The sequence below is a fragment of the Labilibaculum sp. genome (genome assembly GCF_041595635.1).
Lineage (GTDB): Bacteria > Bacteroidota > Bacteroidia > Bacteroidales > Marinifilaceae > Labilibaculum.
The window spans coordinates 14,097-36,281 of sequence record NZ_JBFHJW010000045.1 but is presented as its reverse complement, the minus strand read 5'-3'; the positions used below and the strand labels follow the sequence as shown (position 1 = coordinate 36,281).

12 protein-coding genes are annotated in these 22,185 nt (G+C 36.3%); 3 read left to right on the top strand and 9 right to left on the bottom strand.

The genetic code is table 11. The features are described from left to right. Positions 1-181: 181 nt before the first annotated feature. The 7 genes from ABYT26_RS12735 to ABYT26_RS12705 form a co-directional block, all read right to left on the bottom strand. A complete protein-coding gene (locus ABYT26_RS12735; protein ID WP_372754469.1) occupies positions 182-1,642 on the bottom strand; it encodes a glycoside hydrolase family 30 beta sandwich domain-containing protein in 1,461 nt (486 codons plus the stop codon). A 76-nt stretch (positions 1,643-1,718) separates the two neighbouring features. Continuing rightward, on the bottom strand, positions 1,719-3,272 hold the full coding sequence (locus tag ABYT26_RS12730) for a RagB/SusD family nutrient uptake outer membrane protein (RefSeq protein ID WP_372754467.1): 1,554 nt from the start codon (positions 3,270-3,272) through the stop codon (positions 1,719-1,721). A gap of 21 nt (positions 3,273-3,293) precedes the next feature. After that, positions 3,294-6,380 carry a SusC/RagA family TonB-linked outer membrane protein gene (locus tag ABYT26_RS12725; RefSeq protein ID WP_372754465.1) on the bottom strand — a complete coding sequence of 1,029 codons (3,087 nt, stop codon included), beginning with the start codon at positions 6,378-6,380 and terminating at the stop codon, positions 3,294-3,296. 375 nt (positions 6,381-6,755) lie between these two features. Then, positions 6,756-8,468, bottom strand: a complete 1,713-nt coding sequence (locus ABYT26_RS12720; RefSeq protein ID WP_372754463.1) for a glycoside hydrolase family 9 protein — start codon at positions 8,466-8,468, stop codon at positions 6,756-6,758. An 18-nt stretch (positions 8,469-8,486) separates the two neighbouring features. Then, complete coding sequence (locus tag ABYT26_RS12715; protein WP_372754461.1) at positions 8,487-10,919, bottom strand: GH36-type glycosyl hydrolase domain-containing protein; 2,433 nt, start codon at positions 10,917-10,919, stop codon at positions 8,487-8,489. Positions 10,920-10,985: 66 nt separating this feature from the next. Next, positions 10,986-12,584, bottom strand: coding sequence for an MFS transporter (locus ABYT26_RS12710; protein ID WP_372754459.1), 1,599 nt, complete (start codon positions 12,582-12,584; stop codon positions 10,986-10,988). Positions 12,585-12,593: 9 nt separating this feature from the next. After that, complete coding sequence (locus ABYT26_RS12705) at positions 12,594-13,334, bottom strand: NUDIX domain-containing protein (RefSeq protein WP_372754457.1); 741 nt, start codon at positions 13,332-13,334, stop codon at positions 12,594-12,596. Positions 13,335-13,848: 514 nt separating this feature from the next. Here ABYT26_RS12705 and ABYT26_RS12700 point away from each other — a divergent pair. Continuing rightward, positions 13,849-15,312: a hypothetical protein gene (locus ABYT26_RS12700; protein WP_372754455.1), complete on the top strand. Its 1,464-nt coding sequence runs from the start codon at positions 13,849-13,851 to the stop codon at positions 15,310-15,312. Between the two features lie 79 nt (positions 15,313-15,391). On the opposite strand, the gene ABYT26_RS12695 is transcribed toward ABYT26_RS12700, so the two are convergent. Together ABYT26_RS12695 and ABYT26_RS12690 are read right to left on the bottom strand one after the other, a co-directional pair. Next, entirely contained in the window at positions 15,392-15,835 is a 444-nt protein-coding gene (locus ABYT26_RS12695; protein WP_372754453.1) for an Hsp20/alpha crystallin family protein, read from the bottom strand. 47 nt (positions 15,836-15,882) lie between these two features. Then, complete coding sequence (locus ABYT26_RS12690; protein ID WP_372754451.1) at positions 15,883-16,203, bottom strand: hypothetical protein; 321 nt, start codon at positions 16,201-16,203, stop codon at positions 15,883-15,885. Between the two features lie 595 nt (positions 16,204-16,798). On the opposite strand from ABYT26_RS12690, the gene ABYT26_RS12685 reads away from it, so the two are divergent. After that, entirely contained in the window at positions 16,799-19,948 is a 3,150-nt protein-coding gene (locus tag ABYT26_RS12685; protein WP_372754449.1) for a SusC/RagA family TonB-linked outer membrane protein, read from the top strand. 125 nt (positions 19,949-20,073) lie between these two features. Beyond that, the gene (locus ABYT26_RS12680) at positions 20,074-21,864 is read left to right on the top strand and encodes a RagB/SusD family nutrient uptake outer membrane protein (protein WP_372754447.1); all 1,791 of its coding nucleotides are present in this window, start codon (positions 20,074-20,076) and stop codon (positions 21,862-21,864) included. The last annotated feature ends 321 nt before the right edge of the window (positions 21,865-22,185 follow it).

Below are 22,185 nucleotides of genomic sequence, written 5' to 3'. Positions count from 1 at the left end.
GTGCATGACACATGTCAAGCTTTTCTTTTAGAGTGAGTTGCTGTAGTATTTCTTCTATTTTTTTGTCTGTAGCTTTGTTCTGAGCTAGAAGTTGATTTGTTCCCATTAGACTTAGTAGGATGATTATAAATGATAATTTTTTCATTTATTATAAGTTAAGTTTTAAAGTTGTAGGCTCGTTTTATAAGATAATGGTTTGTATTGCTCTTGCTGGTATTTCAATTTCTGTGGCTGTTGCAGTTCCAATATACAATTTATAAGTGATTGCTTCTTCCGAAGAATTCATCACAACATTTACAAGGCTTCCATCTTCGTTTATAAATGAAGTGCTTTGAAGAAAGCTATTGCTCACCGAATTGCTTACTCTTTTTGCTCCAGGTAGAATGTATCTGGAGAAATGTCCCAGGTAAAAATAGGATGGAGTGTAAATTAAACTGTCTTTTTGAGTATCAGCATGAATAGGAGCAAAGCATAAATTACCCACATGATTTGGTCCTCCGGTTTGGTCTAACAAGATATTCCAGTCGGTCCAGCCCACTGTTCCGCAATTAAAATCGTTAATGATTGCATCTCCGTATCGTTCTGCATTTGGCCAGTACTGGTATTTTTCAGGATCGAATTTTTCGTTGCATCCTTCGGTGAAAAGTAATTTTTTATCAGGATATGCTTCCTGTATCTTTTTTTCATTGTCGAACATGGCTTTTCCACCGCGCCAGGTTTCGTACCAGTGAAAACCGGTTCCCCAGGCATATTTAGTAGCTTCAGCATCGTCGAAAATAGTGTTGGCTCTTTGGGTCATTAAGTCGCGGTTATGATCCCAAACTACAATATTTTTATCGCCTAATCCTTCTTTTTCAAGGATTGGACCCAAATGGTTTTTCAAGAAATCTCTTTCTTCTTCGGCAGTATAAATACACGATTCCCAAATTTGAACTGCCATAGGTTCGTTTTGAATGGTAAGTCCCCAAACAGGAATTCCTTCCTTTTCGTAGGCTTTAATAAATTTGGCGTAGTATCTCGCCCAAGTATCGTAATATTCAGGTAGTAATTTTCCACCATGTAACATGTTTTTATTATCCTTCATAAAGGCAGGAGGACTCCATGGACTTGCATAAAAAAGGATTGATTCACTGGCTTTTTCAATGGCTCTCTTGATCATTGGTAGGCGGTATTTTTTGTCATGATCGATAGAGAAGGAGGTGAGATCTTTGTCTCCCTCGTTGATGTAGGTAAAGCTGCTACTACTAAAATCGCAGCTGTGAATTGATGTTCTGATTATATTATAATTATTTCCTTTATTACCGTAGTATGCGTTTAATAGTTCTTCCTGTTTTTCTGCGGAAAGTTTGGCAAAAACTTCTGCTGAAGCATCGGTAATGGCTCCTCCGATACCAATAAATGTTTGAAAAGTATTGTTTGGGTTTACGAAAATCGCATTTTCTGTTTCCAGAGCCTGTTTTGCTTTTCCGAATTTAGCTTGACCGGTTGCACTTAGTCGTAGGTCTGTATTTTTTGCTGTGGTGATAATATTTGCTGTTTTACCATCAGCATTAAAACTTTTTACCAAATCAATATTATTGGTCTTGTTTTCTTGTGAACAAGCCGTAAGCGCTAGTAGAATAAGAGGAATAATTTTTTTCATATTTGGATTTTAAAATAAATATTAGACTGCTCTATAATGAGCAGTCTAATATAATAATTCGAACTCAAAATATCTGTTAATATCCAGGATTTTGATCCGCAAGATCGATTAAGTTATTTGAGATAATCTCATTGTCTGGAATAGGGAATAACTCATTTTTGTTGCTTTCGTAACCCAAGCTACCTAATTCTTGTTCAGCTAAGCCCCAACGAATTAAATCCCAATACCTTACGCCTTCAAAGCATAGCTCTAATTGTCTTTCGGTAACAATTGCATCAAAAAGAGCATCACCACTAGCAGAAACATTAGCTAGACCCGCACGGGTTCTCACCTCGTTCAATTCTGTTAGGGCAGTTGCATCTTCACCAAGTGCATTATGAGCTTCTGCAGCCATTAACAAGATATCTGCATAACGTAACAATCTAAAGTTCGTAGTGTAGTTTAGGTCAGGAGTCGCATCGTTATCAGTTTCAGATTTCCAGGTTGCGTATTTCAATCTCATGTACCCCTCGTAATCGTGGGTAACAAAAGCTTCTATACCATCTGCAATACTACCACCTGTAGCAATGAAATCATCGGCCGACATTACGGTAGCGGCTTTGCGAACTGCATCTGCTTCAGCATCAAAAGCTAAAGCAATTTTTTCTGATGGCATATTAAAACCCCAACCGTTATTTATCTCAAGAGAGGTATTACCTAAAACAAAGATAGCAGAACGAGGACCTTGAAGTTGAACTTCAATATTACATTCTTCAGAGCTATCCCAAGAGTAAGTACTCCAGGTATAAGCCATTGTTGAAGTATAGGAAGTTTCGAATAAAGATTCGTTTCCGAACTCTTCAGCTTGTTTCCAAACAGTTGAAAAATCTGAAACTAAATCGTACTCTACACTGCTAATAACATTTTCAAATTGAGTAGCTGCTTTAGCATACTCTTCCTGATATAAATATGCTTTTCCTAAAAAGCCCTGAGCAGCACCTTTAGACATTCTATACTTGTCTGCAGAAGCATATTCACTTTTTAATGGAAGATCTTCAATCGCTTCTAAGAAATCTGTTTCAATTTGAGCGTATACTTCGTCAGCTGTTGAGCGTGCTAGGTGATAATCTGATGCTTCTACAGCATTCTCTGTTCTTATTGGTACTCCACCAAATAAGGTTGCCAATTCTAAATAAGAATAAGCTCTGATCGCCTTGGCCTCTGCTATCATTTCAACAACATTATCAGAGATTGTAGGATCTGCATCGTTAATAATTGTGTTCGCTCTGTTTATAACGGTATAAAGGTTTGTCCATATCGCTTCAACTTTGGTATTATCAGAAGAGATTTGAAAATCATCTAAATATTGATAATCAGTTTGGTCACCTGAGCTTGATCCTGCAAGGCAATCATCAGCAGGTAGATTCTTCGCAAGATAAAGACTTTGCCATGAATCATTAGATTGAAGTAGTTGTATTTTATTATAAACTCCTGCCATTGCCGATTCTACTTCCGCTTCTGTAGACAAGTATACATCAGAACTTAATGCTCCTGTTTCGTCTATACTTAAAAATTCGTCCTCATTGCAAGAAGCCAGTGATAGCACTAATAGCAAGAATGGAATTTTATATAAAAATGATATCTTTTTCATATTCTTGATTTTTTTTACTGATTAAAAATTAACTGATAAACCAAACATTATTTTACCAGCAACAGGATAAATACCGCGATCAACACCTTGACGATTATCTGTATTACTACCTGCCTCAGGATCTAATCCTTTGTAATTTGTAATTGTGAAATAATCATCTAAAGAAACATATACACGAGCCGATTTTATAATACCGGTTTTATTCAATAAATCTTGAGATAGATTGTAACCTAACTGTATTTGCTTAAATCTTAAATATGAACCATCTCCTACCATTCGATCGCTTCGGTAAATATAATCGCTTTCATTATTTGCTGTAGGATTACTTGCATCGGTATTTGTTGCAGTCCAACGATCATTATACATAAACTTAGGCTTGTTGGAAGTAAGTCTATCTGTACGGAACCAACCCATAAATACGTCATTTCCTTGACTTCCCTGAATAAATAAATTGAAATCAAAGCCTTTGTATTGTGCATTGAAAGTAAATCCGTATAAAAGATCAGGATGAGGATCGCCAATGTAGGTTTGGTCAGCTGAAGTGATTTCGCCATCTTCGTTTACATCAACAACGTTCACATTTCCTGTTGTTGGGTCGATACCATCGGTTTTGTAACCTTTGAAATACCAAATAGGATAACCTTCTTCAAACCAAGTTAGGTCATATCCACGTAGATTATCACCACTAATAGGAGAATCTGCTGTAAGTTTAGTTACCTCATTATCTAAAGTCGATACGTTCGCATTGATACTATATTTAAAGTCGGCATCACTATTACGGTAACCCACCTCAAATTCCAGACCTTTATTGGTTACATCTCCACCATTCACAGCAGGGTATGCATTACCCACAGATAATGGACCACTACCTGTAACGATTAGATTTTTGGTGACTTTTTTATAGTAATCTACTCCTAAAGAAAGTTTGCCATCTAGCGCACGTAAATCCATACCTATATCAAACTGTTCTGTTTTTTCCCATTTAAGATCTGTGTTTACAAGAGTTGCGATTTCTGATCCTGAAATCACATTATCATCACCATCAACAGTTGGTGTATCAAAAGACCAATATTCTATATCTTGATTACCAGAAAGGTTTGATTTACTACCGTTTTGACCCCAACTAGCTCTAAGTTTAGCATAGTCTAAATAAGGAAGATCGAAAAAATCTTCTTCAGAAAAAATCCAACCAACTGATGCTGCAGGAAATAGTGCAGCTCTGTTTTTTTCAGGAAAAACACTAGCTGCATCACGACGTAAAGAAGCTTCAAACATGTAACGATTTTTATAATCGTAAGATAAACGAGAGAACATAGATGTCATGGTCTGGTTGTCATATGTACCGTCTACATCATCATACGAGTCTGAATCAGCATAACCTTGATGTGCATAAGAATCTCCTTCGGCTACTAGGTAACCTGAAGTCATATTATATTCATCCCAAGTATATTCTTCCGCTGAATAACCTGCTAAAATGGTAAAGTTGTGTTCGTCTATTTTAAAATCATAGGAAGCAAAACTTTCCCACAACCAGGTATACCATTTGTTAATATCGTCGGTAACGGCAGTACTGTTACTAACAGTTTGGCTTGATAAATAATATTCACCATTCCATGAATGATTGGTTTGGTAGGTTAAATCAAGACCAACTCTAGAAGTTATTTTTAATCCCTTAATTGGTTTTAATGTTGTATAGAGGGAACCTAAAAATTTATCTTGAGTAGTTTTGTTATGGTAGGTTTGAAGTTTTGCAATAGGGTTAACAACTTCACCTAACTCCTGTGTAGAGATTCCATAATAATTACCATTACCATCTTTAAGAGGTACATATCCACTTTCTTCAAGAGCCTCCATGTCATCAATTCGGTCTGCGTATAAGGTTGCATCATCGTAAACCACTGGAGTTGTTGGGTCTGTTAATAAAGCATTGTTTACTATCCCTCCGTATACATCGTCTTCATCTACAGATTTTTGTTTAGAGTGTGCGTAACTAAAATTATTACCAACTTCTAACCAATCTTTCACGTCACTTTTAACATTTACTCTTGTTGTAAGACGATCGTATTTTGCTTTACTATCACCGATAATACCATTTTGAGTAAAGTAAGATGTAGAGATCATATAGCTTGTTTTTTCAGTACCTCCAGAAAAGCCAATATGATGTTTTTGTACAGATGCTGGTTCGTATATTTCTTCCAACCAGTCTGTATCGGTACCATCTAAAGTGATTGTTGCATCACCAGATTCTTCCATCCATGTTTTATATTCTTCAGCATTTAGCAAATCTACCTTGCTTCGTGCACTTTGGATACCATATTGGAAATCGTAAGTGATTCGTGAAGCTCCTGCTTTTCCGGTTTTAGTAGTAATAATAATAACACCATTTGCTCCTTCTGTTCCATAAATAGCTGCCGATGCTGCATCTTTAAGAATCTCCATTGATTGAATGTCGCTAGGATCAATGTTGTTAATATCTCCAGTCTTCATTCCATCTACAATAAATAATGGATTTGAATCTCCGTTGGAGTTTGTTCCACGTACTCTAATTTTAGTACTTGCTCCTGGAGAACCTGAAGTTGATAATACAGATACACCAGCAGTTTTTCCTTGCATGGCCTGATCGGCACGAGATACGGGAACGTTTAATAGGTCATCTGCTTTAACACTCGAAATAGATCCTGTGGTTAAGGATTTCTTTTGAACTCCGTATCCAACAACAACAACTTCATCAACACTTAATGCATCTTCCAAAAGAACAACATCAATTTTGTTTTGTTCTCCTACTAAGATTTCCTGACTTGTATAGCCAATAAAGCTATACACAATAACGTTTTCGGAATTGGCCGAAATAAAATAATTTCCATCAATATCGGAAACCGTTCCCACTGTGGTTCCCTGAAGAGAAATGTTTACTCCTGGTATGCCACCACCTGAGCTATCGGTGATTTTTCCAGAGATTTCTTTATTTGCATTTTGACCAAATACTATGGCAATATTGCAAATAACCATCAATAACAGTGTTGCTGATTTTAAAAGCCAACTGCTGTTGTTTTGTTTCTCATTTTGATGAGAATACAAAGGGGCATTTAAATTTTTAGATTTTTTCATAAAATTAAATTGATTCATTAGCGTATTATAGTATATGAATTGTATTTGTAAGGACAGGACCAACTAATCGTTACATTCAAAGTGTAGTTTGTTTTTTATGTTTCCATTCTCAGATTTTTAATTGATTATGACGTTATTTTTTTTCTCTTGATTATTCCTTTATCAGATAGGTTCGTTATCGATTGCGAAGCGTTGAAAGGAAAAAACATTTTAATTGTGTGATATGTGTTTTGTTTTCGCCTGAAATACGTACCATCCTATTTTATTCAATTCCATTTTTTTTTCTAATTTAGTAGTGATTCATTAGCGTATTATTACAAATGGATTATTTGCCGGAAGGATGGGACCAACGTAATCTTTCCGGCATCTTTTTCTCTATTCTTCATAAGCATCAATTCCAGAGGTTAAATAAACAAGTGGCGCATTCCAGTTGATGGCAATTTCGTTGGTTGAGTAACTGCATTGCTCGTCGACATATGATTTAGCAGGGTAAGCGGAGCGAATAACATTCGAACCGCAGTCGGTAAGTACAATAAGATTTGGTCCGCCTACCATAAAACCAGGAACAGGATCTTCAACAGAATCAGCTGCAGAGGGTCGATGATGAATATTCATTGGTGATAGGGAACCAAATCCGGTAACGAAACAGTATGCTGTGGCATTTCTGCCAAGTAAATAATCTAAACTTTCTCTTGCCGAATCGAGATACTTGCGATCCTTTGTAATTTGGTAAGCCAATAATTTTAACATTCCCTGATTGGCAAATTCAGAATTGCTTCCCCATTCATATTTACTGATGGCAATTCGATAAGGAGAATTTTGTTCCATCTCAATGAGTTCATCAATATGATTGAGAAATTGTTTTTGTAATTCAGAAAATTCTTCATTTTTATCAGAACTTAGTAAGGATAAAACTCCTAATGAGCCAATGTTTAGCCATGAAGGAGTGCTAATGGTAAGCTTGCTATTTGTGATTCGTTGTAAGTAGGTTTCCTTATTTGTGGCTAAAAATAATTCTGTAGATGCCCAATACCATTCATCACTTAAGTCAGTATCATCGTATGCTCCTGTGCTTATATCAGCAGCTTGCTCATATAGAATAGCAGGATTTTTTAGTGCCCAATTCCATGCTTTCTCCGATTGAATAAGACAAGAATCGGCTAAACCAGGTAAAGATGATTCGAAGCTACTGAAAAGGCGAGAAGCGTAGGCCATGGTAGCGGCAAAATCTAAACTTGCGGCTGTACTTTTCTGAACGACATACCTTTTACTTATAGCATCTTGTGGCATCACAAAATCTTCGAAATTTTTGGTGCTTAGTTTGTGATAAACTCCTCCGTCAACGGGATCTTGCATGCTCAACATCCAGCGTAAGTTGTACAAAGCTTCATCTAGAACATCTGGAATTTCATTCGTCGATTCAGGAATGTTCATATCGAGTTGGGCAAAATATTCAGGAAAAGAATTGTAGGCGAGCAGCAAAGTATAAGTTGAAATACTGCTGTTTACAATGTATTTATTATAGTCGCCGGCATCGTACCAACCTTTCGGTGATGAAATAATGCTGTTTTCAGGATGATTTTGATCTGCTGCCGAAGCATGAAAATAAACAAGCGTATCGGGGTGACCCGCAGGGCGAGCCCATTTGCCAGCATACAGGCTGTCTATTTTCATTCCTGAGCGATTCAGATAGAATGACTTAAGAGAAGCTTTTGCAAGCTCGGCATAAGGTCTTTTTGTAATGATGATTTTGTTGGAGATGATACTATCATTTACAACAAGGTAGTAGTCTCCCTCTTTGTTTACTTCCGAAAAATCGATTAGCTGAACAGTATCTCCAGAAAGGGGAGAATACTGTTTGATACCGGTTTTGCCTTCCAAAACGACTTCTCCATTGCTGTTTTTAAGATTGAAAAACTCAGCACTACTTCTTAGTATCGCTTTTTTTTGTGCGCTACTCTCAAATCCAACCTGATTGCATAAGATGAGCTGTTCGTTATTGGGAACAGGTTTCATACTCTTGCTACAAGAACAAGCCATTGTTAGTAGCAAAGAAAAAAATAAGAAGTAGGCTTTATTGCTTTTCATATTCATCATTTTCAACGATTATCCTAGAATAACTTTTACCTGATGTGTACCTGAAGTTAGTATTGGCAAAATGTTGCCATTGAGAGCTTTTCCGTCGAGTTCTATCGATTTTATTCCTTTGTTGATTCCGGAAGGATTCAGAACTTTGATTTCGTACATTGCGCCACGAAATTGTCTGCGAACCGAATACTCTTTCCAATCGGAAGGAATGCAAGGATCTATTTTGAGTCCATCGTAATCGGGTTGGATTCCTAAAATGTATTGCGAAATGGTATAGAAATTCCAGGATGCTGTTCCGGTAAGCCAGCTGTTTTTGCCTTCGCCAGGTTTAAAAGCATCTTTTCCGGCTACCATTTGGCAGTATACATAGGGTTCTACTTTGTGCAAATCGCTAATTTCCTCTAAATAGGAAGGACAAATTTTTCGGAAATAATCCCAAGCCTGATCGCCTCGTCCTAATAATGTTTCCCCGATGATTACCCATGGATTATTATGGCAGAAAATACCAGCATTTTCTTTGTATCCGGCAGGGTAAGTCGAAATTTCACCATACTCAATTTTGTATTCGGTAAAGGCAGGGTTGTTCAAAACAATACCGTAAGGAGTGTCCAAACGTTCCTTCACACTGTCGAGTGATTTTTTCATTAAGCCTTCCTCTTTGCCAATTTCGGCCATGGTACACCAGCCTTGCGATTCGATGAATATTTTGCCTTCCTTGTTTTCATTCGACCCTACTTTTTTACCGTAGTAATCGTAGGCACGTAGGAACCATTCTCCATCCCAGGCATGTTCCTTTACGGATTTTTCCATGGCTTTTACATGAAGACTTGCTTCCTGGGCTTCTTCCCGTTTACCGATTTGTTTGCACAGTTTGATAAACTCTTTTCCATACACCACAAATAGGCCTGCAATCATAATCGATTCGGCAGTTCTTCCTTTTTTATTTCCTGTGGTTTGAAAGGATTCGTTTGGGTTTGTTGAGAAGCAGTTCAGGTTCAGACAATCATTCCAATCGGCACGACCGATAAGTGGCAGTTGATGAGGACCTAAATTGTTGATGACATGGCTGAAAGATACTTTTAGGTGAGTGAATAAACTTTGAGCTTTCGATTCATCATTATCAAAAGGCACCATTTCATCTAAAATGGCAAAATCTCCAGTTTCCTTGATGTAAGAACTCACCGAAAGAATCAGCCAAAGAGGATCATCGTTAAAATCGCCACCTAAAGCATGATTTCCCATTTTTGTTAAGGGTTGGTACTGATGATAGCATCCACCATCCTCAAATTGTGTGGCCGCGATATCTAAAATTCGTTCTCTTGCCTGTTCCGGAATTTGATGCACAAATCCGATGATATCCTGATTGGAATCGCGAAAGCCCATGCCACGGCCTATTCCACTTTCGAAGAAACTGGCACTTCTCGACATGTTAAAGGTAACCATGCATTGGTATTGATTCCAGATACTCACCATTCTGTTTAGTTCGCTTTCCTGACTGTCTAATTGGAATTTATCCAGCAAATTCGACCAGTAATTCTGCAAGTTGGCGAAAGCGGCTTCTACTTTTTGGGTCGTGTCGAATTGAGCCATCATTGCTTTGGCTTTTGTTTTGTTGATGATGCCTTTCGAAGCCCATTTTTCTTCGTCTTTGTTTTCTACATAGCCCAAAACAAAAACGAATTCTTTTTCTTCTCCAGCTTTCAGTTCAACTTCAATATAGTGCGAGGCAATGGGCGACCATCCGTGAGCTATGCTATCTGTGGCTTTTCCATTTTCTACTGCCTGAGGTTTATCGAAACCGTTGTGCATGCCAATAAAGCTTTCGCGATCGGTATCGAAACCGTTAATTTTGGTGTTCACCGAGAAAAAAGCGTAGTGATTTCTTCTTTCCTTGTATTCTGTTTTGTGATAAAGAGCAGATCCTTCTACTTCCACTTCTCCGGTAGACAGGTTTCTTTGGAAATTGGTCATATCATCTTCCGCATTCCATAAACACCATTCTGCAAAGGAGAATAGTTTTACTTTTTTTGTTTGATTGCTTTCGTTCTTTAGTTTTAAAAGATGTACTTCGCCCATATAATCGAGTGGGATGAAGCAAAGTAAGTTGGAAGAAAGGCCATTTTTTGAGCTTAAAAATCGTGAGTAGCTAAGTCCGTGACGACATTCGTAGCTATCTAATTCTGTTTGACAAGGTTTGAAGGTTGGATTCCAGGTGCAATCCTCGTCTTTTAGGTAGTAGTAGCGGCCGCCCATATCTACAGGAACATTGTTGTATCGATATCGGGTAAGACGACGAAATTTGGCATCTTTATAAAAAGTATATCCTCCAGCAGTATTTGAAATCAGACCAAAAAAGTCTTTGTTTCCAAGATAGTTGATCCATGGAAAAGGAGTTTTAGGAGATGTAATTACATACTCTTTATTTGCGTCGTCAAAGAAACCGTACTTCATAATTCTTCAATTAAAATGTTTATTCTGTCAGATGAAAAGCATCTGTAATTTTCTTTATTTTCTATTTTATTCGTTAGCCCTTCGGCTGTTTAATTCTTGAGTAATCTCATCCATTTTCATTTGGTTTAATGGGTAAAATCCCATAAAAATGGCTGCGAGTATGGCAATGATTGCAGGCACCCAACTCATTAGCATTTTAATGCCAGGTATTGCACCTTGAATGGCCATGTGATCTTGTCCGTTGTAGTGAAAGGCTGCCAATACAAAACCGATGATGGCTCCTGCTAAGCCGCCTCCAAATTTTGTTGCAAAGGAGCCTGCAGAATAAACCAATCCGGTAGCACGTCGGCCATTTTTAAATTCGGAGTAGTCCGCTGCATCGCCAAGCATGGCAAAAAATAGGGTTGGAAATATGGCTGCTGCAAATTCAGAAACAATACCTAAAATGAAAATGGCAGTAATGTCGTTTGGACCGCAGAAAATAATGGATGCATTTACTAGTGCAGAAAACACTAAAGCGTAGATGAATAGTTTTTTCTTGCCTAATTTTTTGCTGAGTGGAGCTGTAATCATGGCACCTGCAATGGATGCAAACATAAGAGCGACCATAAAGGAGGCTGCAAGTAGCTGGTTGTTCAGGTAGTGTGAAAAATAGATAACTACAATGCCTTGTTTTATGGAGTTGTAGATGTTGAACAGTAAGCCAATGGTAAGTAGTACCAACCAAGGTTTGTTGCGAATTAAATCTTTAAGATCACCCGCCAGGTTGCTTTCCTGTTGTTTTGGAGGTTGAACTCTTTCTTTTGTACTCCAAAAAGTCAGAAACATAAATACGGCCAAAAATACCGACATTAAGTAAATGGAATTACTGTAGCCACTTTTTTGATCGATAATAAGGATTTGATCCTGATCTAGTTTTTCTTCTCCGCTAACAATAAAAGAATAGCTTTTGTCAGCAGTCATGGAAAAGCTTTTGCCTTGTGTTGGCGTTTTTTCGGAGCTGCTTGCATCGTCCCAAACGAATTTTGCAATTCCATTTTTTGTTTTGATGTTTACATTTTCCACATCTTCAGGAGCCGAAACACTCACTTGATATTTATCGTTGGCCAGTTGGTTTATCTTGATGTTAGGATCGATATTTCCGAAATGAGCCACCAGGTAAAGTAGGGCTCCCTGTACTAGCATACCACCAGCAAAAGCACCTACCATTCGATACGAGCCTATGCTTGTTCTTTCCTTATCGTCGCCAGTCATAACTGCCATTAATGCTCCGTATGGGATGTTATTGGCCGTATAAATTAATGTGAAAAGAATGTAGGTTGTGTAGGCGTATATAATTTTACCTGTTTCAGATAAATTTGGTGTTGTAAATAGTAAGGATAAAATGATGGCAAGAGGAACGGCTGTGTACAAGATCCAGGGGCGAAATTTGCCATACTTTGTATTGGTTCTATCGCCAATAACGCCCATGAGAACATCGCTGATTCCATCGGTAGAACGGGCAATTAGCATGAGTAAGCCAACTGCTGCCGGGTTGATGCCAAAAACATCGGTGTAAAAGATGAAGAGAAAGGTGGCAACACCTCTCCAGGCAATATTTGCAGCGCCATCGCCCAAAGCGTAGCCTATTTTTTCTCTAATCGATATTTTATTTGTGTCTGACATTTTTTTCTATTAAACGGTAAAATCAAATAATTCCTTTTTTGTTTTTTCATACACCTCGCGACTAAAAACATAGAGTCTTGCTGGTTTGTGTGCAACTCCTGTTTGTTTTTCGTCGGTAGGAATTAAATATTTCATGCGTGCAATTTTCTTTCTGAAATTCCGCTTATCGAGTTCGGTACCTAAAATAACTTCGTATACATTTTGCATTTGTGTTAGGCTAAACTTCTCAGGCAGCAATTCGAAACCAATTGGTTCGTGTTTTATTTTGTTGCGAAGTGCAATTAAAGCTTCATTTAAAATTAGATTGTGATCGAAGGCGAGTTCGCCAACCTCTGATATGGAAACCCATTTTACATTTCTGCCTTTCCATTCCAGAGTAATATCCTGAGTAGCTAATAGAGCGAAAAAACCTATAGATACGATTCTTTTGTCAGGGTCTCTTCCATCGTGAAGTAGCCATTTTCTATCGTTTTCTTTTTTGAGTCGTTCGGGATGTGCGAATGTTTTAAATTGTTCAAGAAATACATTTTTTAAACCAGTTAAATCGAATAAGACACGATAGGCTGCCTGTTCAATGGTTTCATCTTCATAAATGTGGTTTCCAGTTAGAGTTAAATCAGTAAATTCAGATTTACCTGTGGAATTATCAGTAAGTGTTCTATCTACAAGTAGAATTTGTAGCTCCTGGCCATTGTATCCAAATATGACGCAATCGACAGAAATATAGTCATTAAGAGTTCTGTTAGTCATTCTTTTGATGTAGATTAATATCTTTAAAATTAAATAGAGTGTAAAAACAACACTAAGTAACTACATTGCTAATGTAAATTCTTTTTTAATAATTTCAAAAAATATTTACCTGCTTTTCGAAAACGTATGCATATAAAATTGTATAAAGTACACTTAGTCTCTTTATTTGTAAGGTTTTTAGTAGTTATTGTTTTTGTTATTTGAAATGTATATAAATAATAGATGGCTGAATTTGGTCGGATAAGGGGAAAGATGAGTAAAGAAGGAGCTTTTATATTGATCTTATAGTGAGGGTTGTAGTAGGTGTATGAATGAACTATTTATTGATTACAAATTATGTGAATTGTTACAATGATGAGTTAGGTGGTTTGACAACGATTGTGATTTTATTTTGCCGAAAATGGAAGTAGAGCTATGCCTTTAAAATTAGGGTTTGGCTCTTAATAAACATTAGATGAAAATGAGTACTTTTGTGTTTAGTATAATTTTTAGAAATTAAAAGTAGTAAGCGCGTATGATAAAAGAAATTGTAAAAGTTCATGACAAATTTTCGGTAGAAATTAAAATGGGCTATGAGCCTCGTAAGGATCGAAAGGTGAGTGAGTTTTCTATTAAAACCTGGCTTTTTATTCCGAGTGGATTGGATATTAATTCTTCGACTTATAAAAAGGAGGACTTTTACAATGATTTTAATTCTAACATTCGCTTAATTACTCCTACTTATTTACTGCGAGATATTGCCTTAGGAACTCATTCTGTATTTAACCGATTAGAGGAAGCTTTTCATAAAGTTGCTAATGTGCCTTCAGCCAAAAGCGAGGCGAATTATGAATATCATATTCGTATGTTTCATATTATTACCCGTTCAGCACTTCGTCGCGAAATACAGCATATCCTGCGAAACGAGTTGGCTGATGACCGGCAGTATCTGATCAATGAATACATATCGAATGTAAAGAAGATTGGCCGACGCTACCGTGATTTGCGTCGAATCATAAATGTTCCTACCATCCGAAAAGAGATGTTTGATTACTATCTGTTTGGAGATGAGTTTATGAGTAATCAGTTTGAGCAGCATTCTTTTTATTTGCACAGAGGTTTAGAGAAAAGGCATCATTCCGATTTTGAACAAAGTAAGACGGAAATTATAAGTCTTATGCGCGAAGAAATTGCCTATAAAAAAAGTAATGGGTATTTGGTAGTAGAGGAGAAAGCGCATGATAAAAATCGTTGGTTGGTGCACCGAAGAGGCGCTTTTAAGAAATATTTCGAAGGTCAGCTTTTGTTATCTTCCAGGAAGAAAAAAGAGGGGGTTTTTGCCATGCAATTGTTATATAGTATTGCTGCTGGTTTGGCGATGATAATTGGTGCCGCTTTAACTTTTTTGTTTCAGAAAAGTTTGGGCAACTTAACCATGCCTCTGTTTGTGGCTTTGGTGATTATTTATATGCTTAAAGATCGGATCAAAGATCTTACGCGATTGTATTTGGTCGGGAAAATTAACAAACGATTCTTCGACCATAAAACTACAATTCGTGTAAAGGGTGATGAGAGGATTGGTTGGTGTAAGGAAAGTTTTGATTTTGTTCGAGAGGATAGTGTCCCTTTGCGAGTGATGAAACACCGAGATCGATCTAGAATTATTGATGTGGAAAGCCGAGGTGTTGGTGAGAAAATTATCTTTTACAGAAAATTGCTTCGATTAGACAAAACTGCGCTTGATAATTCCTATGGAGATTACAATATCACTGGTGTGGTTGATATTATTCGATTTAATGTTTCTCGTTTTATTCAGAAAATGGACAATCCTGAAATTCCACTTTACTATTTAAAAGAGGACAGGTTTGAAAAAATATTAGGAGAGAAGGTCTACTTTGTGAATATGATATTGCGTTTTAAGTTGGATGATCAAACTAGTTATCGTCGTTATCGCATTATCTTTAATCGTCGTGGTATTAAAAAGGTAGAAAAGGTGTAAGCAATTTGCTTTCGAGTAAAAGGATTTTATTCTATAAACGAATAAAAATGGGCAGAATTGATTCTGCCCATTTTTTATCTTAGTTAATTGTGATTGCTTTTGCAGGTTGTGGCTTCGCTTCTTCTTTTTTAGGAAGAAGAAGCCGAAGGATGCCTTCTTTGTACTCTGCAGATATTTTGTTGGCATCAACAAGTTCCACAGGTAATTGAAAAGATCTTTGGAAAGATTGGTAGCTAAACTCTTTGCGAGTGTATTTCTCTTTTTTAGATTCTTTTTCTTCCTTTTTCTCCGAAGAAATGTTGAGTTGATTGTTTTCTAGATTGATCTTAAAATCATTTTTGTGCATTCCTGGAGCTGCCAGTTCAATAACAAACTCACTACTGCTTTCACTAATATTTACCGAAGGTAATGTAGTGTTGGTGTTCGAGTAGTTAAAGTTGTTCCAATCCATCCAGTCTTTCGATAGAAAATTGTCGAAAAAGGATGGGAATAAATTGTCTGAATTTCTTTTTACTAGTGACATGATAAATCCTCCTAATTTTACAATTAATACTAAATCTTATCAACTATTTATTGGTAAGTACTTTTGTTTGAATCGCGATTCGTACTGATATGAACAAAGGATATGCCAAATGGAATTTGTGATGTTATCTGTTTAAAAATAAGTGGACAAGATTCTTTTGTTGTGACTTTATGAGCAATATTGTCAATTTGTCTTTGTGTATTCCCTGAAATTTTGTCATTGAATGCACCTTTTGTGCCATTTTTGCCTGAATTAGAGGTTTTTAGCAATTTAGAAATGATTCCTGCTACACATTCTATTTTCTGAAATAAGTTTATGTGAATTTTTAGGCTGAAAAAATGATTGCCAGAGAAAATTTGTGTTCTCAATAGTAAAAGTAGTTTATTAGAAAGGCGAAATTTGATCTCTGAATCTATTAAAGAAATGTAACACTTTTTAACAATTCGGCTCTTGTTTTTGTTTATTGGTAGAAGAATAATAGAATGAAAATCTAGTTTTTTTGATGAAATCCATAAAGAATTAGAGAAAATACTATTTGCATTGCAATTAAATAGGAATTCTACAAGTCTACTAATTGGAAGAAAATCAAGATGATAGATTCGAATGTAGATATACTTTAGAAAAATAATTAAAAAGGTATAGACAGATCATTAATATTATTTATTTTGCAAACGTTATTTTTAATTTATTGTAAGAATAGATTTTAGATTAGGATGTGTGTTAAAAGATGTTTTTTTCATTAAACGACTAGAGTATTTTTCAATTTGTTTATATCGTTTGAATTGAAAAATCTAATTACAGTAGTGAAAAATTAAACAGATCGGTCAAGTTAGTAATAGAAGAGTTATTTGAGCCAAAGTTTGATGAATACGAATGTAGGTAGTGATAGCTTTATATCAGTTAAATCTAACCAATTATGGTATGATGGAAACATATCAGTGTTAACTTAAAAAACGTAATTTTATGAAATTTTTACATGGACTCTCGGCATGGGGTAGTTTTTCCTTGTCGAAAATGTTTAAAATCACGAGCCTTTCAATATTTATATTGATGGTTGGTTTTTTTCAAACGTATGCATTTTCTTCCTTAGAAGAAAATGAATTGATTATTAAGTCTGCTCAGCAAGTACAAACAATCACAGGAAAAGTAACAGATAATTCTGGTGTAGCTTTGCCTGGTGTTAGTATTGTAATTAAAGGAACTACTGAGGGGACAATTACTGATATTGATGGTAATTTTCTTATGAAAGTTCCTAATGGTACCAAGCAGCTTAGTTTTTCTTTTATTGGAATGAAAACACAGGTTATCACTTTAAGTGGTCAATCTGAGTTCGCTATTGTTATGGAAGATGATGTAGCAGGTTTGGAGGAAGTGATTGTTATTGGTTACGGTACAACCAAGCGTAAGGATTATACTGGTTCTGTTAGTTCACTAAAATTAGAAAATTCATCGGTAGCTAATATGCCAAACTTAAATCTTTTGGAATCATTAAAAGGTTCTGTTACAGGTTTGAATATTGGAGCTTCGAATTCAGCAGGTGATGAGCCAAGTATGTTGATTCGTGGTACAAACTCTATTAATGGAGATAATGATCCATTGGTAATTTTAGATGGTGTTATCTATTTAGGAAGTTTGAGTGATATTAACCCAAATGATATTGCTTCTTTCGATGTTTTAAAAGATGCTGTTTCGGCTGCTGTTTACGGTTCTCGTTCTGCAAATGGTGTGATCTCAATCACTACTAAGCGAGGTAAATCTGCAAAACCAGTTGTTTCATTTAATGTTTCTTCTGGTATACAGGTATGGCAAAACAAACCAAACCTAATGAAAGGGGAACAATGGTTTAAAACAGTAAACGATCGTAATGGCTTTGATGAAGGAACTACTACTTGGTTGAGTTCAACTTTTGAACAAGAAAATTATGAAGCAGGAATAGAGCGTGAATGGTTAGATGATGTGACAGAAGTTGGTGTTATTCAAGATTACCAAGTGTCTGTATCAGGAGCTAATGAAGGCTTAAATTACTATTTATCGTCTTCTTATAATAATAGTAAAGGGGTTGTTATTGGTGATGATTTTGAGCGTATTTCGATAATGGGTAAAGTTAATACCGATATTACCGATTGGTTAAAAATTGGTATAGATGGTAGCTACTCTCGACGTGATTATTCTGGCGTTGATGCGAGCCTTTATAATGCAAAAATTATGACTCCTTATGGTAGAATGTACCGTGATGATGAAGGTAATTTAGAAAAATATCCTCGCGAAGAAGGTACTATAAATCCAATGTGGGGTGTAAATGATGGTACTCGTGATAATTCTGATATTAGAAATTCATATCGTTTAAATACCTATATGTCAGTAGATGTACCTTGGGTAAAAGGTTTAAATTTCAGAGTGAACTATTTGGCTAATAGATTAAAGTCGGAACAGAAAAATTTCTATCACGAAAGTTACTATGTAGCTGAGGGAGCTAGTGATAGTCGTTACGATGCTTCTACTTTAGTAGGATTGCTTTCTAAAGCAAATGGTGATATCACTACGACTACTACAGATTCTTATGTTATTGATAATATTCTATCGTATAGAAGAGAGTTTGGAAAGCACACCGTTGAAGGTACTTTGGTTGCAACTCGTGACCAAACTGAAACAAGTGCAGTTGAATTGACAGGAGACGATTTTTCAGATAATGGAAATACTTCTCTTGGAGTTTCCGGATTGGCTTTCGCTACCACTCAACTATACTATATCGACGAAACCAAAGAAACAAATATTGGATATTTAGGTCGTGTAAATTATTCATTCGATGATAAATATTTTGTAACGGGTTCTTATCGTCGCGATGGAGCATCTGTTTTTGGAGATGATACCAAATGGGGTAATTTTGCTTCTGTTGGTTTAGGATGGAGACTTACTAGCGAAGACTTTATGGCGGACGTTTCATTTCTTGACGATTTCAAATTGAAATTATCAATGGGACAGAATGGTAACCAAGGTATTAGTGCATATTCTACAGCATCTCAAGTGACTAATGGTACTTCTAGTTCTGCTACCTATGAGTTTTCCGATGAGGAAGGAACAATACAGTATGGAATGTATCAAACAACACTTGGTAATGAGGAACTAGGTTGGGAAAAAACAACTGCCTGGAATGCAGGTTTCGAATCAGCATGGTTAAACAACAGATTGTTCGTCGACCTGGATGTGTATTACTCACAAACTACTGATCAATTATTCTACAGAGAAATACCAGTTATGTCTGGATTTAAGTACATGTGGGATTCAATGGGGCAGGTCGATAACAAAGGTATTGAGCTAACTGTACGAAGCGTAAATATTAAAAACAGAGATTTTTCATGGACATCTGCTGCTACCTATTGGATGAACAGAAATGAGATTATTGAACTATATGGTGAAGATAATGACGGTGATGGTGTTGAAGATGATGATGCATCCAATGGGTTATATATTGGAGAATCGATAAATGCAATCTACGGTTATGTGCAAGATGGTATTGTTCAAACTACCGATACGGAGTATATTAGTGAAAATGGTGAAACTGCTGGTAATCCAAAATACAAGGATCTTGATGGAGATGGAAGCATTACAACAGAAGATCGAAAAATTTTAGGTACTGCAGATGCGAACTTCAAATTGAGCTTAAGTAATACACTTACTTATAAAAATTGGACATTTTATGTATTGTTGACAGGAACATTCGGTGGTAATGGATACTATCAAAAAAGTAATATTCCAGCTTCTGTATCAAATGTATCAGGTAATGTTTGGGCTAATGGTACTTATATAGATTATTGGACAAGCGAAAATGCTAGTAACAAAAATCCAAGAGCAGGATATTCTGCAGATAGTAAGTATAAAGCATTGCAATCACAAGGCTATGTTCGTTTGCAAGATATTACCGTGTCTTACAAGTTTGATCAGGCATGGTTAAAAGCAGCAAAATTAGGTTCGTTGAGCGTTTACCTTGCAGCGAAAAATGTTGCTACATTTACCAATTGGGATGGTGGTGATCCTGAATTGGGAAATACATATACTACTAGTACAAAACCAGTAATGTCAACCTATACTTTCGGAGCTAAACTTAGTTTTTAATAAGGTCTAGAGAAAGACATAATTATGTATACAAATAAAACTTCTAGTCAATCTAACTCATGTAGCGTTTAAAACGTTTTGCAATTGTTTAAAAGATGATAAAGTTTTTGTTAAAATTTATAGATATGAAGAAAAATAAATATATAATAATAGGCTTGTTTGCTCTGTTTCTTGGTTTGTTTGGATGCGAGTCCGATGAGGAATTTTTAGAAGAAGAAGCAACTACTTTTTATACCGTTGATAATGCTTTTTCAACTTCCGATCAGGTAGATCAGGTATTGGTGAGTATTTACTCTCACATTCGTGATTTGTGGAACAATAGTTCTTCAAGTAATGGAACACAGTGGATTTATAACTGGAAAGGGAAAGGTACCGATATGTATACCGTTCCTGTAATCAGATTAAGTCAGACTTTTAGTGATTATAGTTCTATCGATTCCGACAATAGTACTTTTTACAATGTTTATACAACTTGGTACTATGTAATTGCCAGAGCGAATACAGCTATTTACGCTGCCGAATTAGATGGTATTTACTGGTCTGATGAGGATGAAAAAGCTTATGCTTTGGCTCAAGCTCGTTTTTTCCGTGCTTATGCCTACAAAAATTTAGGAGAACTTTTTGGTGGTGTGCCTTTGGTAACTGAAATGGAGACAGAAGCTCGTTACGATTACACTCGTTCAACTCGTGAGGAAACCTATCAGTATGCAATTGATGAGATGGAAGCTGTATTGGATGATCTACCTGAAACAACAACTTCTGGTGGACGTATTGTTCGTGGTGCGGCTCAGCATAATTTAGCTGAATTGTACTTGGCTTTGGGAACTGAGATTGATGAGAATGGTGGAACTGCTTCTAGTTCTACTTGCTACGAAAAATCAATAGCTTATGCCGATGATGTAATTGATGGTGGCGTATATAGTTTGATGACAAGTAGATTTGGATCAAGAGCAGATGAAGATACTTTCTCTATTAATATTTATAAAGGTGGAGATGATACTGCTGATGTTGTAGATACCTTGCAATTAACTCCTAATGTTTATTGGGATTTGTTTCAAGATGATAATGTAAATTATCAGGATGGAAATTCAGAATGTATTTGGGCAGCTCAAGTTGATTACGATGCTTATGTAGCGGGAGATACTAGAGCGAGATTAGGATATTCTAGAGCTTTTGGACCTGTTTTTCGTGATATTGCTAGTGCTAATATTACAGGTACTTGTGAGAATGTTGGAGGTAGAGGTGTTAGTTATGTAGCGCCTACCATGTACACTCGCGACTATGTTTACGAAGGGGATTACGAAGGGGATCTTCGAAATTCGGAAAGTGTTTTACGTAGAAGACTAAAAGGAAATGTTGAAGGTGCAGATTACTATGGGCTAGTTGTGCCTTGGGATGTGATGTATGGCGACAGTTCTGATGAAGATACCTACAGAAACAATACCAGTGAAATTTATCCCATCTCGTGTAAAATTGCTACCGATTCGTATGTAGGTTTAGATGAAGGTGAAGATAGATCTAATCTATTTCGCGATAATTACATTGTTCGTTTATCTGAGACGATTCTACTAAGAGCGGAAGCGAAACAACGTAAAGGTGATAAATCAGGTGCTGCTGATGATATCAATCTACTTAGAGCCAGAGCTCAGTGTGACTATATGGTGACTTCTGCTGATATGGATGATGACTTTGATATGATTCTTGACGAACGTGCTCGTGAGTTGGTTTATGAGGAAGCTCGTTGGAATACTTTACTACGTATGGGCGGTACTATTGCTGTAGACCGTATTAGAGAATACCAACATTGGACAGCAACAGCATCATCATTGAATTTTGATTATAACTTGTGGCCAATACCACTTACAGTTATCGAATCGAATACAGAAGCTGAAATAGAACAAAACCCAGGTTGGTAAGTAAAATAAAACTTGGATAGTTTATAAAAGCTTGCTTAGCTGATTTTTTAAATCATGCTAGGCAAGCTTTCTTTGTATATAAAAAGTCAGCGGAAATTTTACTTCTCAAATAGTACATAGCAGCCAGGAGTGTCTGGCTAATGGTCCGATAAATTGAGAGCAATTTGTCGGGCTTTTTTTACATCTGATTTTGTGATGACAACAGGTGTCCCTTCTTATTCACATTCTTTATTTTGAAATATCATATTGATATCCTTCTTTAATTATGGAAATGTAACATTTTTTAACAATTAGGCTCTTGTTTTTGTTCATTGGTAGAAG

Coding starts and splice junctions, on each gene's coding strand:
- ABYT26_RS12735 (WP_372754469.1), bottom strand. CDS start 1,642: ATGAAAAAAATTATTCCTCTTATTCTACTAGCGCTTACGGCTTGTTCA.
- ABYT26_RS12730 (WP_372754467.1), bottom strand. CDS start 3,272: ATGAAAAAGATATCATTTTTATATAAAATTCCATTCTTGCTATTAGTG.
- ABYT26_RS12725 (WP_372754465.1), bottom strand. CDS start 6,380: ATGAAAAAATCTAAAAATTTAAATGCCCCTTTGTATTCTCATCAAAAT.
- ABYT26_RS12720 (WP_372754463.1), bottom strand. CDS start 8,468: ATGAAAAGCAATAAAGCCTACTTCTTATTTTTTTCTTTGCTACTAACA.
- ABYT26_RS12715 (WP_372754461.1), bottom strand. CDS start 10,919: ATGAAGTACGGTTTCTTTGACGACGCAAATAAAGAGTATGTAATTACA.
- ABYT26_RS12710 (WP_372754459.1), bottom strand. CDS start 12,584: ATGTCAGACACAAATAAAATATCGATTAGAGAAAAAATAGGCTACGCT.
- ABYT26_RS12705 (WP_372754457.1), bottom strand. CDS start 13,334: ATGACTAACAGAACTCTTAATGACTATATTTCTGTCGATTGCGTCATA.
- ABYT26_RS12700 (WP_372754455.1), top strand. CDS start 13,849: ATGATAAAAGAAATTGTAAAAGTTCATGACAAATTTTCGGTAGAAATT.
- ABYT26_RS12695 (WP_372754453.1), bottom strand. CDS start 15,835: ATGTCACTAGTAAAAAGAAATTCAGACAATTTATTCCCATCCTTTTTC.
- ABYT26_RS12685 (WP_372754449.1), top strand. CDS start 16,799: ATGAAATTTTTACATGGACTCTCGGCATGGGGTAGTTTTTCCTTGTCG.
- ABYT26_RS12680 (WP_372754447.1), top strand. CDS start 20,074: ATGAAGAAAAATAAATATATAATAATAGGCTTGTTTGCTCTGTTTCTT.